Raw genomic sequence first — 16,165 nt, forward strand, 5'->3', positions numbered from 1 at the left:
TTCCTTGACCCCTTAACGCTTGGCTTTCTTGTCCGCTACGTGACCGCGATAGGTGCGGGTAGCAGCGAATTCGCCCAGTTTGTGGCCGACCATGTCTTCGTTCACGAGAACCGGGACATGTTGACGACCGTTGTGCACGGCGATGGTCAGACCGACCATCTGCGGCAGGATGATGGAGCGACGCGACCAGGTTTTCACCGGTTTGCGATCGTTCTTTTCCACCGCCGTTTCGACTTTCTTCAACAGATGAAGGTCGATGAAGGGACCTTTTTTCAGAGAACGTGGCACTGTCGTAACCCTCTATTTACTTGCGGCGGCGAACGATCATGTTATCGGTGCGCTTGTTGGAGCGGGTCTTCGCGCCCTTGGTCGGGAAGCCCCACGGCGACACCGGATGACGACCACCGGAAGTACGACCTTCACCACCACCATGCGGGTGATCAACCGGGTTCATCGCCACGCCGCGAACGGTCGGACGAACGCCACGCCAGCGCTTGGCACCGGCTTTACCCAGCGAACGCAGGCTGTGCTCGGAGTTGGAAACCTCGCCGAGGGTAGCGCGGCACTCGCAGAGCACCTTACGCATCTCGCCGCTACGCAGACGCAGGGTCACGTAGGCACCTTCACGAGCGACCAGCTGAGCGGAACCGCCAGCCGAACGAACCATCTGCGCGCCCTTGCCAGGCTTGAGCTCGATCGCGTGGACGGTGGAACCGACCGGGATGTTGCGCAGCTGCAGGGTGTTACCGGGCTTGATCGGAGCCTGCTGGCCGGAGATCAGCTGATCGCCAGCGCTCACGCCTTTCGGCGCGATGATGTAGCGACGTTCGCCGTCGGCATACTTCAGCAGAGCGATGTGCGCGGTACGGTTCGGATCGTATTCGATACGCTCGACCACAGCAGGGATGCCATCTTTGTTGCGACGGAAGTCGACAACGCGATAGTGCTGCTTGTGACCACCACCGATGTGGCGGGTGGTGATGCGACCGTTGTTGTTACGACCGCCGGACTTGGATTTCTTTTCCAGCAGCGGTGCGTAGGGAGCGCCCTTGTGCAGCTCCTGGTTGACCACCTTGACCACGAAACGGCGGCCAGCGGAGGTCGGCTTGCATTTAACGATTGCCATGGAAAGCCCCTTTACTCAGCACTGCTGGAGAAATCGAGATCCTGGCCAGGCGCAAGGCAGATGTATGCCTTTTTCCAGTCATTGCGCTTGCCCATACCGCGAGCGGTGCGTTTGGTCTTGCCCTGAACGTTCAGGGTGGTGACCTTGGCGACCTTCACTTCGAACAGGCTTTCGACGGCCTTCTTGATTTCCAGCTTGGTCGCATCGGTAGCGACCTTGAAAACGAATTGCTTCTTGCTGTCCGCCAGCACCGTGGCCTTCTCGGAGATATGCGGGCCCAGCAGGACTTTGAATACGCGTTCCTGGTTCATCCCAGCAGCTCCTCGAATTTCTTCACGGCCGACACGGTTACCAGCACCTTGTCATAGGCGATCAGGCTCACCGGATCGGAGCCATTGACATCGCGCACGTCGACATGGGGCAGGTTGCGGGCGGCGAGGTACAGGTTTTCGTCCACGGACTCGGTGACGATCAGCACGTCATTCAGGCCCAGACCGCTCAGCTTGCTCAGCAGACCTTTGGTCTTCGGTGCGTCGACAGCGAAGTTCTCGACCACGACCAGACGCTCGCTACGAACCAGCTCGGCAAGGATGGAGCGCAGGGCTGCGCGATACATCTTCTTGTTGAGCTTCTGCGAGTGATCCTGGGGCTTGGCCGCGAAGGTGGTGCCACCGGAGCGCCAGATGGGGCTGCGGATGGTACCGGCACGAGCGCGACCGGTGCCTTTCTGGCGCCAGGGCTTCTTGCCACCGCCGGAGACTTCGGAGCGGGTCTTCTGGGCACGGGTGCCCTGACGACCAGCTGCCATGTAGGCCACGACGGCCTGATGGACCAGAGTCTCGTTGAATTCGCCGCCAAAGGTGGCGTCGGACACTTCGATCGCCTGAGCGCCGTTTACGTTCAGTTGCATCTCGAATACTCCCCTTACGCCTTGACTGCCGGACGAACGATCACGTCGCCGCCAGTAGCGCCCGGAACGGCACCCTTGACCAGCAGCAGATTACGTTCGGCATCGACGCGAACCACTTCCAGGGACTGCACGGTAACGCGCTCGGCACCCATATGACCGGACATCTTTTTGCCCTTGAACACACGACCAGGAGTCTGGCACTGGCCGATGGAACCGGGGACGCGGTGGGATACGGAGTTACCGTGGGTGTTGTCCTGACCACGGAAGTTCCAGCGCTTGATGGTACCGGCGAAGCCCTTACCTTTGGACTGGCCCGTGACATCAACCATCTGGCCGGCCTGGAACAGCTCGACATTGACCTGATCGCCAGCCTGGTAATCGCCCTCTTCCAGGCGGAATTCCCAGACGCCGCGACCGGCGGCAACGTTGGCCTTGGCGAAGTGACCGGCCTGAGCCTTGGTCACACGGGAGGCGCGACGCTCACCGACGGTGACCTGCACCGCGCGATAGCCATCGGACTCTTCCGATTTGAACTGGGTGACACGGTTCGGCTCGATCTCGATGACCGTAACCGGAACGGAGACACCATCTTCGGTGAAAATGCGGGTCATGCCGCACTTACGACCGACTACACCAATAGTCATGTTTAAAACCTCATGAGTGTACGGGGCTTTCACCCGCTATGGCCGCCCATTTCAGAGCGTTACACGACTGAAACCGGGTGGTTTCAGCCGAGGCTGATCTGCACTTCGACGCCAGCCGCCAGATCGAGCTTCATCAGCGCATCGACGGTCTTGTCGGTGGGCTGAACGATGTCGAGCACGCGCTTGTGGGTACGGATTTCGTACTGATCACGCGCGTCCTTGTTGACGTGCGGAGAGACCAGAACGGTGTACCGCTCCTTGCGAGTGGGCAGAGGAATCGGACCACGCACCTGAGCACCAGTACGTTTCGCGGTTTCCACGATTTCCTGGGTGGATTGATCGATCAGGCGATGGTCAAAAGCCTTCAACCGAATACGGATTTGTTGGTTTTGCATTTTGACCTCAGACTCTAGTTACTCCCTACCGGACGCACTACGCCCGATAAAAGGAGGCGTGATTTTACGGATGCGGCCACGGGGTGTCAATAAATGACCAACGAAAAGAAAAGGGGCCCCGAGGGGCCCCTTTTCCAGACGCAACCTTCGATTATTCGAAGATCTTGGCAACCACGCCGGCGCCGACGGTACGACCGCCTTCGCGAATGGCGAAGCGCAGGCCGTCTTCCATGGCGATCGGAGCGATCAGGGTGACAACCATTTTGATGTTGTCGCCCGGCATCACCATCTCGACGCCTTCGGGCAGTTCGCAGTTACCGGTCACGTCAGTGGTACGGAAGTAGAACTGCGGGCGGTAGCCTTTGAAGAACGGCGTGTGACGACCGCCTTCTTCCTTGCTCAGCACGTACACTTCAGCTTCGAACTTGGTGTGCGGCTTGATGGTGCCCGGCTTGGCCAGAACCTGGCCACGCTCCACGTCTTCACGCTTGGTGCCGCGCAGCAGTGCGCCGATGTTCTCGCCTGCACGACCTTCGTCGAGCAGCTTGCGGAACATTTCAACGCCGGTGCAGGTGGTCTTGGTGGTCGCCTTGATACCGACGATTTCCACTTCCTCACCTACCTTGACGATGCCGCGCTCGACACGACCGGTCACCACGGTGCCACGGCCGGAGATCGAGAACACGTCTTCGATCGGCATCAGGAAGGGCTGGTCGATGGCACGAACCGGCTCGGGGATGTAGGCATCCAGGGTTTCCACCAGCTTGCGCACAGCGGAGACGCCGATTTCGTTGTCGTCTTTGCCTTCCAGCGCCATCAGCGCGGAACCGATGACGATCGGGGTGTCGTCGCCCGGGAAGTCATAGGTGGACAGCAGGTCGCGAACTTCCATCTCGACCAGTTCCAGCAGCTCGGCGTCGTCGACCATGTCGGCCTTGTTCAGGAACACGACGATGTAAGGAACGCCAACCTGACGGGACAGCAGGATGTGCTCGCGGGTCTGCGGCATGGGGCCGTCAGCAGCGGAGCAAACCAGGATCGCGCCGTCCATCTGAGCGGCACCGGTGATCATGTTCTTCACATAGTCAGCGTGACCGGGGCAGTCAACGTGCGCGTAGTGACGGATGGACGAATCGTACTCGACGTGCGAGGTGTTGATGGTGATACCGCGAGCCTTTTCTTCCGGCGCGTTATCGATCTGCGAGAAATCGCGAGCGGCACCGCCCCAAGTCTCGGCGCAGACTTTGGTCAGCGCAGCAGTCAGCGTGGTCTTACCATGGTCAACGTGACCGATGGTGCCCACGTTCAGGTGCGGTTTGTTACGTTCGAATTTTTCTTTAGCCACGACAGTGAACCTCTTGCCTAAAGGGCTGGATTAGCCTTGTTTCTTAACGAGTGCTTCGACGATGTTAGCCGGAGCCTCAGCGTATTTGGAGAATTCCATGGAGTAGCTTGCGCGACCCTGAGACATGGAACGAACGTCGGTCGCGTAACCGAACATTTCCCCAAGCGGAACTTCAGCCCGAATCACCTTACCGGAGACCGAGTCTTCCATACCCTGGATCAGGCCACGACGACGGTTCAGGTCACCCATCACGTCGCCCATGTAGTCCTCAGGGGTCACTACTTCCACCTTCATGATCGGCTCGAGCACCTTGCCGCCACCCTTCTGGGCCAGCTGCTTGGTCGCCATCGAGGCAGCAACCTTGAACGCCATCTCGTTGGAGTCGACGTCGTGGTAGGAGCCGTCAAAGACGGTAGCCTTCAGACCGATGAGCGGATAGCCGGCGACGACGCCGTTCTTCATCTGCTCCTCGATACCCTTCTGGATCGCTGGGATGTATTCCTTCGGAACCACACCACCCACGACTTCGTTGGTGAAGGCCAGGCCCTCGGTGATGTTTCCGTTTTCATCGATGTCAGGCGTCGAGAAGCGGATCCAGCAGTGACCAAACTGACCACGACCACCGGACTGACGAACGAACTTACCTTCGATCTCGACATTGTCCTTGGTGATGGTCTCGCGGTAGGAAACCTGCGGCTTACCGATGTTGGCCTCGACGTTGAACTCGCGCTTCATGCGGTCAACGAGGATGTCCAGGTGCAGCTCACCCATACCGGAGATGATGGTCTGGCCGGTCTCTTCGTCGGTCTTGACGCGGAACGACGGGTCTTCCTGAGCCAGCTTGCCCAGAGCGATACCCATCTTCTCCTGGTCAGCCTTGGTCTTCGGCTCTACAGCAACCGAGATGACAGGCTCCGGGAAGTCCATACGCTCGAGGATGATCGGCTTGTCCGGATCGCAGAGGGTTTCACCAGTGGTGACGTCCTTCATACCGATCAGAGCCGCGATATCGCCCGCGCGCACTTCCTTGATCTCTTCACGCTGGTTGGCGTGCATCTGCACCATACGACCAACGCGCTCTTTCTTGCCCTTGACGGAGTTGATGACCGACTGGCCAGACTCCAGCACGCCCGAGTAGACACGCACGAACGTCAGGGTACCGACGAACGGGTCAGTGGCGATCTTGAACGCCAGAGCAGAGAACGGCTCGTCATCGTCAGCGTGACGCTCGTCGTACTCCGACTCTTCCATCTGCTCTTTCGGCTTTTCAGCCAGATCAGGATGGATGCCCTTGATTGCAGGAATCTCGGTCGGGGCAGGCAGGAAGTCGATCACGGCGTCGAGAACCAGGGGAACGCCCTTGTTCTTGAACGAAGAACCGCATACGGCCGGAACGATCTCGCTGGCCAGGGTGCGCAGACGCAGACCCGCCTTGATCTCTTCCACCGACAAGTCACCTTCTTCGAGGTACTTGTTCATCAGCTCTTCGTTGGCCTCGGCTGCCGCCTCGACCATGTTGTTACGCCATTCGTTGGCCAGCTCGACCAGCTCGGCGGGAATCTCTTCCTCACGGTAGCTGGTACCCTTGTCGTCTTCGTTCCAGTAGATAGCCTTCATGTTGATCAGGTCGACCTGACCCTGGAAGTTATCTTCTGCACCGATGGCGAGCTGGATCGGCACCGGGGTGTGACCCAGGCGCGTTTTGATCTGGCCGACGACGCGCAGGAAGTTGGCACCCGCACGGTCCATCTTGTTCACGTAGACGATACGCGGAACGCCGTACTTGTTGGCCTGACGCCATACGGTTTCGGACTGCGGCTCCACGCCGGAGGTACCACAGAACACCACAACCGCGCCGTCGAGTACGCGCAGCGAGCGCTCTACTTCAATGGTGAAGTCGACGTGACCGGGGGTATCGATGACGTTTACGCGATACTTGTCGTACTGACGACGAGAACCTTCCCAGAAGGTGGTGATTGCAGCGGAGGTGATGGTGATACCACGCTCCTGCTCCTGCACCATCCAGTCGGTCGTCGCAGCGCCGTCATGCACCTCGCCCATCTTGTGGCTAAGGCCTGTGTAAAACAGGATCCGCTCGGTCGTAGTGGTCTTGCCCGCATCGACGTGCGCACAAATACCGATGTTACGGTAGCGGTTGATAGCTGTGTTACGAGCCATAAAACCCTCGCAAATTGAGTGACGCTGAGTTTAGAAACGGTAGTGCGAGAACGCTTTGTTGGCCTCGGCCATACGGTGCACGTCTTCACGCTTCTTGACTGCAGCGCCTTTGCCTTCGGATGCATCGAGCAGCTCGCCAGCCAGACGCAGGGCCATGGACTTCTCGCCACGCTTGCGCGCGGAGTCCACCAACCAGCGCATGGCCAGGGCGTTACGACGGGACGGGCGAACTTCGACCGGAACCTGGTAAGTAGCACCGCCAACACGGCGGGACTTCACTTCGACCAGCGGAGCGATGGCGTCGAGAGCTTTCTCGAAGATTTCCAGGGGATCGCTGTTCTTGCGGGTCTTGACGGTGTCCAGGGCGCCATAAACGATGCGCTCGGCCACGGCCTTCTTACCGCTTTCCATCACGTGGTTCATGAATTTGGCGAGGATCTGGCTTCCGTATTTCGGATCGTCCAGGATCTCCCGCTTTGCTGCTACACGACGTCTTGGCATTGATAAGCCCTCAAACGGTCTTCAGGTTAGCCCGGGACCATGACATTCAGTCACGCCCGACCTTACTCTTATCGACTCAGAAAAATAGAAAGGCCCGAATTACTTCGGACGCTTGGTACCGTACTTGGAACGGCCCTGCTTACGATCCTTGACGCCGGTGGTGTCGAGGGAACCACGCACGGTGTGATAACGCACACCCGGAAGGTCCTTCACACGGCCGCCACGGATCAGCACGACGCTGTGTTCCTGCAGGTTGTGGCCTTCACCGCCGATATAGGAGGTGACTTCGTAGCCGTTGGTCAGGCGTACACGGCACACTTTACGCAGTGCCGAGTTCGGCTTCTTCGGAGTGGTGGTGTACACGCGAGTGCACACGCCACGGCGCTGCGGGCAGTTCTGCAGCGCAGGCACGTCGGATTTCTCGACGATGCGCTTGCGCGGCTGACGCACGAGCTGGTTGATCGTTGCCATCTTAAAGCTCCACTGGTTGTCTTTCGACGTATTGCCCTAAAACAAACCGACAGGACATGACGCCCTGTCGGATTTAAGGGGTGCACGAGTCTAATGAGAGGCCCGTGTCCCGTCAAGGCGACAGCGGCCGGCGGGCAAGCCGGCCGCTGTTCTTCCTTTAGTTGCCGCTGGAATTCAGCGCTTCGGTCAGCGCTGCTTCCACTTCGTCGGCGCTCACGCGCAGCGGCTTGTCGGCGTCACGCTTGCGCTTGCGCTCGCTGTGATAGGCCAGACCGGTACCGGCCGGAATCAGACGACCGACCACGACGTTTTCCTTCAGACCGCGCAGGTAGTCGCGCTTGCCGGTGACCGCCGCCTCGGTGAGGACGCGGGTGGTCTCCTGGAAGGAGGCCGCGGAGATGAACGACTCGGTCGACAGCGAGGCCTTGGTGATACCCAGCAGCACGCGATCGAACTTCGCCACGAAGCGATCGTCGGTTGCCAGGGTCTCGTTCTCCTCGAGCACCTGGGTGAGCTCCATCTGGTCGCCCTTGATGAAGCTGGAGTCGCCGGACTCGGTGATCTCGACCTTGCGCAGCATCTGCCGCAGGATGGTCTCGATGTGCTTGTCGTTGATCTTCACGCCCTGCAGGCGGTACACGTCCTGGATCTCGTTGACGATGTACTTGGCCAGCGCGCTGACGCCCAGCAGACGCAGGATGTCGTGCGGGTTGCTCGGGCCGTCGGAGATGACCTCGCCGCGCTGAACCTGTTCGCCTTCGAAGACGTTCAGGTGGCGCCACTTCGGAATCAGCTCTTCGTACGGATCGCTGCCATCGGTCGGCGTGATCACCAGGCGACGCTTGCCCTTGGTTTCCTTGCCGAAGGAGATGGTGCCGCTGATCTCTGCGAGAATCGACGGTTCCTTCGGACGACGCGCTTCGAACAGGTCGGCAACGCGCGGCAGACCACCGGTGATGTCGCGGGTCTTCGAGGTTTCCTGCGGGATACGCGCGATGATGTCACCCACGCCCACCTGCGCGCCGTCGGCAACACCGACCAGTGCGTTCGGCGGCAGGAAGTACTGTGCAGGCACGTCGGTACCGGGCAGCAGCAGTTCCTTGCCGGAAGCGTCGACCAGCTTCACGGCCGGACGGATGTCCTTGCCGGCAGCCGGACGATCCTTCGCGTCCATCACCTCGATGATGGTCAGACCGGTCAGTTCGTCGGTCTGACGCTTGATGGTGATGCCCTCTTCCATCCCGACGAAGGCCACGGTGCCCTTCATCTCGGTGACGATCGGGTGAGTGTGCGGATCCCACTTGGCAACCACGGCACCCGGCTCGACCTTATCACCTTCCTTGATGGAGATGACCGCACCGTACGGCAGCTTGTAGCGCTCGCGCTCACGACCGAAGTCATCGGCAACCGCCAGCTCGCCGGAACGCGACACCGCCACCAGGGCGCCATCGGCACGCTCGACGTGCTTCAGGTTGTGCAGGCGAATGGTACCGCCGTTCTTCACCTGGACGTTGTCCGCGGCGGAGGTCCGGCTGGCCGCACCACCGATGTGGAAGGTACGCATGGTCAGCTGGGTACCCGGCTCACCGATCGACTGGGCAGCGATGACGCCGACCGCTTCGCCGATATTCACGCGATGACCGCGAGCCAGGTCGCGACCGTAGCACTTGGCGCAGATGCCGTAGCGGGTGTCACAGGTGATCGGCGAACGCACGACCACTTCGTCGATGCTGTTCAGTTCGATGAACTCGACCCACTGCTCGTCGATCAGGGTACCGGCCGGGAGGATGACCTCGTCGCTGCCGGGCTTGAACACGTCACGGGCGATAACACGGCCGAGTACGCGCTCACCAAGCGGTTCGACGACGTCGCCGCCTTCGATGTGCGGCGTCATCAGCAGACCATGCTCGGTGCCGCAGTCGATCTCGGTAACCACCAGGTCCTGCGCCACGTCGACCAGGCGACGGGTCAGGTAACCGGAGTTAGCGGTCTTCAGTGCGGTATCCGCCAGACCTTTACGAGCACCGTGAGTGGAGATGAAGTACTGCAGTACGTTCAGGCCTTCACGGAAGTTCGCAGTGATCGGGGTCTCGATGATCGAGCCGTCCGGCTTGGCCATCAGGCCGCGCATGCCCGCCAGCTGGCGGATCTGCGCCGCGCTACCACGCGCACCGGAGTCGGCCATCATGTACATGGAGTTGAAGGACTCCTGGGCGACTTCCTGACCTTCGCGGTCGATGACCTTCTCCTTGGAGAGGTTGGCCATCATCGCCTTGGACACTTCGTCGTTGGCCTTGGACCAGAGGTCGATGACCTTGTTGTACTTCTCGCCCTGGGTGACCAGGCCGGAGGCGTACTGGGTCTCGATTTCCTTCACCTCGGCGGTGGCGGCGTCGATGATGCGCGCCTTCTCGTCGGGGATCACGAAGTCGTTCACACCGATCGACACGCCGGAGATGGTCGAGTAGGCGAAACCGGTGTACATCAGCTGGTCGGCGAAAATCACGGTCTCCTTCAGACCCACCGTGCGGTAGCACTGGTTGATCAGCTTGGAGATCGCCTTCTTCTTCATGGGCTGGTTGACTACGTCGAAGGCCATGCCGTCCGGAACGATCTGGAACAGCAGCGCACGGCCGACGGTGGTGTCGACGATGCGGGTGTTGTGGGTCAGGCTGCCGTCTTTCTCTTTGACGACTTCGTTGATGCGCACCTTGATGCGCGCATGCAGCGAGGCTTCGCCACCACGGAATACGCGGTCGACTTCCTGCAGGTCGGCGAACGCGCGACCTTCGCCCTTGGCGTTCACCGCCTCACGGGTCATGTAGTAAAGACCCAGGACGACGTCCTGCGACGGCACGATGATCGGCTCACCGTTGGCGGGCGACAGGATGTTGTTGGTCGACATCATCAGCGCGCGCGCTTCCAGCTGGGCCTCGAGGGTCAGCGGAACGTGGACGGCCATCTGGTCACCGTCGAAGTCGGCGTTGTATGCCGCGCAAACCAGCGGGTGCAGCTGGATGGCCTTGCCTTCGATGAGCACCGGCTCGAACGCCTGGATACCCAGACGGTGGAGGGTTGGCGCGCGGTTGAGCAGCACGGGGTGTTCACGGATGACTTCGGCGAGAACGTCCCAGACCTCGGGCAGTTCGCGCTCGACCATCTTCTTGGCGGCCTTGATGGTGGTCGCCATGCCGCGGGCTTCAAGCTTGCCGAAGATGAACGGCTTGAACAGCTCGAGCGCCATTTTCTTGGGCAGACCGCACTGGTGCAGACGCAGGGTCGGGCCCACGGTGATCACGGAACGACCGGAGTAGTCCACGCGCTTGCCGAGCAGGTTCTGACGGAAACGGCCCTGCTTGCCCTTGATCATGTCGGCCAGGGACTTCAGCGGGCGCTTGTTCGAGCCGGTGATGGCACGGCCACGACGGCCGTTATCCAGCAGGGCGTCGACGGCCTCCTGCAACATGCGCTTTTCGTTGCGCACGATGATGTCCGGCGCAGCCAGGTCGAGCAGGCGCTTCAGACGGTTGTTACGGTTGATGACGCGACGATACAGATCGTTCAGGTCGGAGGTCGCGAAGCGGCCACCATCCAGCGGCACCAGCGGACGCAGGTCCGGCGGCAGCACCGGCAGGACGGTCAGCACCATCCACTCGGGCAGGTTGCCCGAGCCATGGAAGGCTTCCATCAGCTTCAGGCGCTTGGACAGCTTCTTGATCTTGGTTTCCGAGTTGGTTTGCGGAATCTCTTCGCGCAGGCGACCGATCTCGTGCTCCAGGTCGATCTGGTTCAGCAACTCGCGCACGGCCTCGGCACCCATGCGGGCGTCGAACTCGTCACCGAACTCTTCGAGGGCTTCGAAGTACTGTTCGTCGTTGAGCAGCTGGTTCTTCTCGAGGGTGGTCATGCCCGGATCGATGACGACATAGCTCTCGAAATAGAGCACGCGTTCGATGTCGCGCAGAGTCATGTCCAGCAGCAGGCCGATACGGGACGGCAGCGACTTCAGGAACCAGATGTGGGCGACCGGCGAAGCCAGCTCGATGTGCGCCATGCGCTCACGACGCACCTTGGCCAGGGCGACTTCTACGCCGCACTTCTCGCAGATCACGCCACGATGCTTGAGGCGCTTGTACTTGCCGCACAGGCACTCGTAGTCCTTCACGGGCCCGAAGATCTTGGCGCAGAACAGACCGTCGCGCTCAGGCTTGAAGGTACGGTAGTTGATGGTCTCCGGCTTTTTAACTTCGCCGTAGGACCAGGAGCGAATCATCTCGGGCGAGGCGAGGCCGATACGGATGGCATCGAACTCCTCGACCTGACCCTGGTTTTTCAGCAGATTCAGCAAGTCTTTCAAGGTCTTTCCTCCTCACGGAGCAAGGGAGCGGGCAACCCACTCCCGCTCCCGATGCGCGGCGCGTTATTCGGTTTCCAGTTCGATGTCGATGCCCAACGAACGGATCTCTTTGATCAGTACGTTGAAGGATTCCGGCATACCGGCCTCCATGCGGTGATCGCCATCCACGATGTTCTTGTACATCTTGGTACGGCCATTCACGTCGTCCGACTTGACGGTGAGCATTTCCTGCAGGGTGTAGGCGGCACCGTAGGCTTCCAGCGCCCAGACCTCCATCTCCCCGAAACGCTGACCGCCGAACTGCGCCTTGCCGCCCAGCGGCTGCTGGGTGACCAGGCTGTAGGAACCGGTGGAACGCGCGTGCATCTTGTCGTCCACCAGGTGGTTCAGCTTGAGCATGTACATGTAGCCGACCGTGGTCGGGCGCTCGAACTGGTTGCCGGTACGGCCATCGATCAGGCGCATCTGGCCGCTCTCCGGCAGGTCCGCCAGCTTGAGCATCGACTTGATCTCGGCTTCCTTGGCGCCATCGAACACCGGGGTCGCCATCGGCACGCCCTTGCGCAGGTTGTTCGCCAGGTCGACGATTTCGCTGTCGCTGAAGGTATCCAGCTCTTCCTTGCGACGGCCGCCGATCTCGTTGTAGACCTGCTCCAGGAACTGACGCAGCTCAGCGATCTTGCGCTGCTCTTCGAGCATGCGATTGATCTTCTCGCCCAGCCCCTTGGCCGCGAGGCCCAGGTGAGTTTCGAGAATCTGGCCGACGTTCATACGCGACGGTACGCCCAGCGGGTTGAGGACGATGTCCACCGGCACGCCGTGTTCGTCGTGCGGCATATCCTCGACCGGCATGATCACCGAGACCACACCCTTGTTACCGTGACGGCCTGCCATCTTGTCGCCCGGCTGGATGCGACGCTTGATGGCGAGGTAGACCTTGACGATCTTCAGTACGCCCGGCGCCAGGTCGTCGCCCTGCTGCAGCTTGCGCTTCTTGTCCTCGAACTTCTCGTCGAGCAGCTGACGGCGGTCGGAGAGGTAGGCCTGGGCCTTCTCCAACTGCTCGTTCAGCGCGTCGTCGGCCATGCGCAGCTTGAACCACTGGCCACGTTCGAGTTCGTCGAGGGTCGCGTCAGTCAGCTCGGTGCCTTTCTTCAGACCAGCGCCGCCTTCGGCGGTCGCGCCGACCAGCGCCGAACGCAGACGTTCGAAGGTAGCGCCTTCGACGATGCGGAACTCCTCGTTGAGGTCCTTGCGGATCTCGTCGAGTTGCATCTTCTCGATAGCCAGGGCGCGCGAGTCGCGCTCCACGCCGTCGCGGGTGAAGACCTGCACGTCGATAACGGTGCCCTTGGTGCCGGTCGGCACGCGCAGGGAGGTGTCCTTCACGTCGGACGCCTTCTCACCGAAGATCGCACGCAGCAGTTTCTCTTCCGGAGTCAGCTGGGTCTCGCCCTTCGGGGTGACCTTGCCGACCAGGATGTCGCCCGCCTGCACTTCCGCGCCGACGTAAACGATACCTGCCTCATCCAGCTTGTTCAGCGCAGCCTCGCCGACGTTCGGGATGTCCGCGGTGATCTCTTCTGGGCCGAGCTTGGTGTCGCGAGACACGCAGGTCAGCTCCTGGATGTGGATGGTGGTGAAGCGATCTTCCTGAACCACGCGCTCCGAGAGACAGATGGAGTCCTCGAAGTTGAAGCCGTTCCAGGGCATGAACGCAACGCGCATGTTCTGACCCAGAGCCAACTCGCCCATGTCGGTGGACGGGCCGTCAGCCATGATGTCGCTGCGCGCAACCTTGTCACCCTTGCTCACCAGCGGACGCTGGTTGATGCAGGTGTTCTGGTTGGAACGGGTGTATTTGGTCAGGTTGTAGATGTCGACACCGGCTTCGCCAGTTTCGACTTCGTCGTCATTGACGCGCACCACGATACGGCTGGCATCGACCGAGTCGATCACACCGCCACGACGGGCCACGACGCAGACGCCGGAGTCACGGGCGACGTTACGCTCCATGCCGGTACCGACCAGCGGCTTGTCCGAACGCAGGGTCGGCACGGCCTGGCGCTGCATGTTCGAACCCATCAATGCGCGGTTGGCGTCATCGTGCTCGAGGAACGGAATCAGCGAAGCAGCCACGGAAACGACCTGCTTGGGCGACACGTCCATCAGGGTGACGTCTTCCGGCGCCTTGACGGTGAACTCGTTCAGGTGACGCACGGCCACCAACTCGTCGACCAGCTTGCGACCTTCCAACTTGGCGGAGGCCTGGGCGATCACGTGATCGGCCTCTTCGATGGCGGAAAGGAACACGATGTCGTCGCTCACTTCACCGTCCTTCACCACGCGGTACGGGCTTTCCAGGAAGCCGTACTGGTTGGTGCGGGCGTAGGTAGCCAGCGAGTTGATCAGACCGATGTTCGGACCTTCAGGGGTTTCGATCGGGCAGACGCGACCATAGTGGGTCGGGTGCACGTCGCGCACTTCGAAGCCGGCGCGCTCGCGGGTCAACCCACCTGGGCCGAGTGCAGAGACACGGCGCTTGTGGGTGATCTCGGAAAGCGGGTTGTTCTGGTCCATGAACTGCGAGAGCTGGCTGGAACCGAAGAACTCCTTCACCGCCGCCGCGACAGGCTTGGCGTTGATCAGGTCCTGCGGCATCAGGCCTTCGCTTTCGGCCATCGACAGGCGTTCCTTGACCGCGCGCTCGACACGCACCAGACCAACGCGGAACTGGTTCTCGGCCATCTCGCCGACGCAACGTACGCGGCGGTTACCCAGGTGGTCGATGTCGTCGACGATGCCTTTACCGTTGCGGATGTCGACGAGGGTCTTGAGAACCTCGACGATGTCTTCGCGGCTGAGCACACCGGCGCCTTCGATCTCGGTACGACCGATGCGACGGTTGAACTTCATGCGACCGACGGCCGACAGGTCGTAACGTTCGGCGCTGAAGAACAGGTTGTTGAACAGCGTCTCGGCGGCATCCTTGGTCGGCGGCTCGCCGGGACGCATCATGCGATAGATCTCGACCAGCGCTTCGAGCTGATTGGCGGTGTTGTCGATCTTCAGCGTATCGGAGATGAACGGGCCGCAGTCGATGTCGTTGGTGTACAGCGTTTCGATGCGTGCGACCTGAGATTTGGCGATCTTCACCAGCAGATCGGTGGTCAGCTCGGTGTTGCACTCAACGACGATTTCACCGGTCGACGGATGCACGATGGCCTTGGCCGTGGTGCGACCCAGCACGTAGTCCAGCGGAACTTCGAGCTCCTTGATGCCGGCCTTCTCGAGCTGGTTGATGTGACGCGCAGTGATACGACGGCCCTGCTCGACGATGACCTTGCCGGTCTCGTCCTTGATGTCGAACGCGGCGATTTCACCACGCAGACGCTGCGGCACCAGCTCCAGCGCCAGGCCTTCACCACGCACGTGGAACACGTTGGTATCGTAGAAGGCGTCGAGGACTTCCTCGGTGCTGTAACCCAGCGCACGCAGCAGCACCGAAGCCGGCAGTTTGCGGCGGCGGTCGATACGCACGAACACGGCGTCCTTCGGATCGAACTCGAAGTCCAGCCAGGAGCCGCGGTAGGGGATGATGCGAGCGGAGTACAGCAGCTTGCCGGAGCTGTGGGTCTTGCCACGGTCGTGGTCGAAGAACACACCCGGGGAACGGTGCAGCTGGGAAACGATGACGCGCTCGGTACCGTTGATGATGAAGGTACCGTTCTCGGTCATCAGGGGGATTTCCCCCATGTAGACTTCTTGTTCCTTGATGTCTTTGATGGCCTTGTTCGACGATTCCTTGTCGAAAATGATCAGACGCACTTTGACCCGCAGCGGTACGGCAAAGGTCACGCCCCGCAGGACGCATTCCTTGACGTCGAAAGCCGGCTCACCCAGGCGATAGCCGACGTATTCCAGCGCCGCATTGCCGGAATAGCTGATGATCGGGAAAACAGACTTGAAGGCCGCATGCAGGCCGATATCCCGGAACTGCTCCTTGCTCATGCCCGCCTGCAGGAATTCGCGATACGAATCCAGCTGGATGGCCAGGAGGTAGGGGACATCCATGACGTCCGGCAACTTGCTAAAGTCCTTGCGGATACGTTTTTTCTCAGTGTATGAGTAAGCCATCAGCGTTCCCCAGCTTGGTCACCTGCTTGTTCGGCCGCACCTCACGGAGCAGGCCGGAAATCGTGCAGACATCGCGTCTGCGCCACCGCTGTCCGGTGGAC

At 60.7% G+C, this 16,165-nt stretch carries 12 protein-coding genes; all 12 read right to left on the reverse strand.

The window, feature by feature from the left end; translation table 11 throughout:
- Positions 1-12: 12 nt before the first annotated feature.
- Positions 13-288, reverse strand: a complete 276-nt coding sequence (gene rpsS / locus ACYRGX_RS00715) for a 30S ribosomal protein S19 (RefSeq protein WP_473054714.1) — start codon at positions 286-288, stop codon at positions 13-15.
- A 16-nt stretch (positions 289-304) separates the two neighbouring features.
- On the reverse strand, positions 305-1,126 hold the full coding sequence (gene rplB / locus ACYRGX_RS00720; RefSeq protein WP_473054715.1) for a 50S ribosomal protein L2: 822 nt from the start codon (positions 1,124-1,126) through the stop codon (positions 305-307).
- An 11-nt stretch (positions 1,127-1,137) separates the two neighbouring features.
- A complete protein-coding gene (rplW, locus tag ACYRGX_RS00725; RefSeq protein WP_473054716.1) occupies positions 1,138-1,437 on the reverse strand; it encodes a 50S ribosomal protein L23 in 300 nt (99 codons plus the stop codon).
- A complete protein-coding gene (rplD, locus tag ACYRGX_RS00730; protein ID WP_473054717.1) occupies positions 1,434-2,036 on the reverse strand; it encodes a 50S ribosomal protein L4 in 603 nt (200 codons plus the stop codon). Before rplD ends, rplW begins: the two co-directional genes overlap by 4 nt.
- 14 nt (positions 2,037-2,050) lie before the next feature.
- On the reverse strand, positions 2,051-2,680 hold the full coding sequence (gene rplC / locus ACYRGX_RS00735) for a 50S ribosomal protein L3 (RefSeq protein WP_473054718.1): 630 nt from the start codon (positions 2,678-2,680) through the stop codon (positions 2,051-2,053).
- A gap of 83 nt (positions 2,681-2,763) precedes the next feature.
- Positions 2,764-3,075, reverse strand: a complete 312-nt coding sequence (rpsJ, locus tag ACYRGX_RS00740) for a 30S ribosomal protein S10 (RefSeq protein ID WP_003463313.1) — start codon at positions 3,073-3,075, stop codon at positions 2,764-2,766.
- 151 nt (positions 3,076-3,226) lie between these two features.
- Positions 3,227-4,420, reverse strand: a complete 1,194-nt coding sequence (gene tuf, locus ACYRGX_RS00745; RefSeq protein ID WP_473054719.1) for an elongation factor Tu — start codon at positions 4,418-4,420, stop codon at positions 3,227-3,229.
- Positions 4,421-4,450: 30 nt separating this feature from the next.
- Positions 4,451-6,598 (reverse strand): elongation factor G, encoded by a 2,148-nt coding sequence (gene fusA / locus ACYRGX_RS00750; protein ID WP_473054720.1) that lies wholly within the window; start codon positions 6,596-6,598, stop codon positions 4,451-4,453.
- Positions 6,599-6,628: 30 nt separating this feature from the next.
- Complete coding sequence (gene rpsG / locus ACYRGX_RS00755; RefSeq protein WP_131298958.1) at positions 6,629-7,099, reverse strand: 30S ribosomal protein S7; 471 nt, start codon at positions 7,097-7,099, stop codon at positions 6,629-6,631.
- A gap of 99 nt (positions 7,100-7,198) precedes the next feature.
- On the reverse strand, positions 7,199-7,570 hold the full coding sequence (gene rpsL, locus ACYRGX_RS00760) for a 30S ribosomal protein S12 (RefSeq protein WP_473054721.1): 372 nt from the start codon (positions 7,568-7,570) through the stop codon (positions 7,199-7,201).
- Between the two features lie 157 nt (positions 7,571-7,727).
- Positions 7,728-11,927, reverse strand: a complete 4,200-nt coding sequence (gene rpoC, locus ACYRGX_RS00765; RefSeq protein ID WP_473054722.1) for a DNA-directed RNA polymerase subunit beta' — start codon at positions 11,925-11,927, stop codon at positions 7,728-7,730.
- A gap of 63 nt (positions 11,928-11,990) precedes the next feature.
- A complete protein-coding gene (gene rpoB / locus ACYRGX_RS00770; protein ID WP_473054723.1) occupies positions 11,991-16,064 on the reverse strand; it encodes a DNA-directed RNA polymerase subunit beta in 4,074 nt (1,357 codons plus the stop codon).
- Between the last annotated feature and the right edge of the window lie 101 nt (positions 16,065-16,165).

It is taken from the genome of Pseudomonas sp. R4-15 (assembly GCF_055768815.1).

What these genes read in the sequence shown, in the direction of transcription:
- rplB (WP_473054715.1), bottom strand. Translation starts at nt 1,126, where the DNA reads ATGGCAATCGTTAAATGCAAGCCGACCTCCGCTGGCCGCCGTTTCGTG.
- rplW (WP_473054716.1), bottom strand. Translation starts at nt 1,437, where the DNA reads ATGAACCAGGAACGCGTATTCAAAGTCCTGCTGGGCCCGCATATCTCC.
- rplD (WP_473054717.1), bottom strand. Translation starts at nt 2,036, where the DNA reads ATGCAACTGAACGTAAACGGCGCTCAGGCGATCGAAGTGTCCGACGCC.
- rplC (WP_473054718.1), bottom strand. Translation starts at nt 2,680, where the DNA reads ATGACTATTGGTGTAGTCGGTCGTAAGTGCGGCATGACCCGCATTTTC.
- rpsJ (WP_003463313.1), bottom strand. Translation starts at nt 3,075, where the DNA reads ATGCAAAACCAACAAATCCGTATTCGGTTGAAGGCTTTTGACCATCGC.
- fusA (WP_473054720.1), bottom strand. Translation starts at nt 6,598, where the DNA reads ATGGCTCGTAACACAGCTATCAACCGCTACCGTAACATCGGTATTTGT.
- rpsG (WP_131298958.1), bottom strand. Translation starts at nt 7,099, where the DNA reads ATGCCAAGACGTCGTGTAGCAGCAAAGCGGGAGATCCTGGACGATCCG.
- rpsL (WP_473054721.1), bottom strand. Translation starts at nt 7,570, where the DNA reads ATGGCAACGATCAACCAGCTCGTGCGTCAGCCGCGCAAGCGCATCGTC.
- rpoB (WP_473054723.1), bottom strand. Translation starts at nt 16,064, where the DNA reads ATGGCTTACTCATACACTGAGAAAAAACGTATCCGCAAGGACTTTAGC.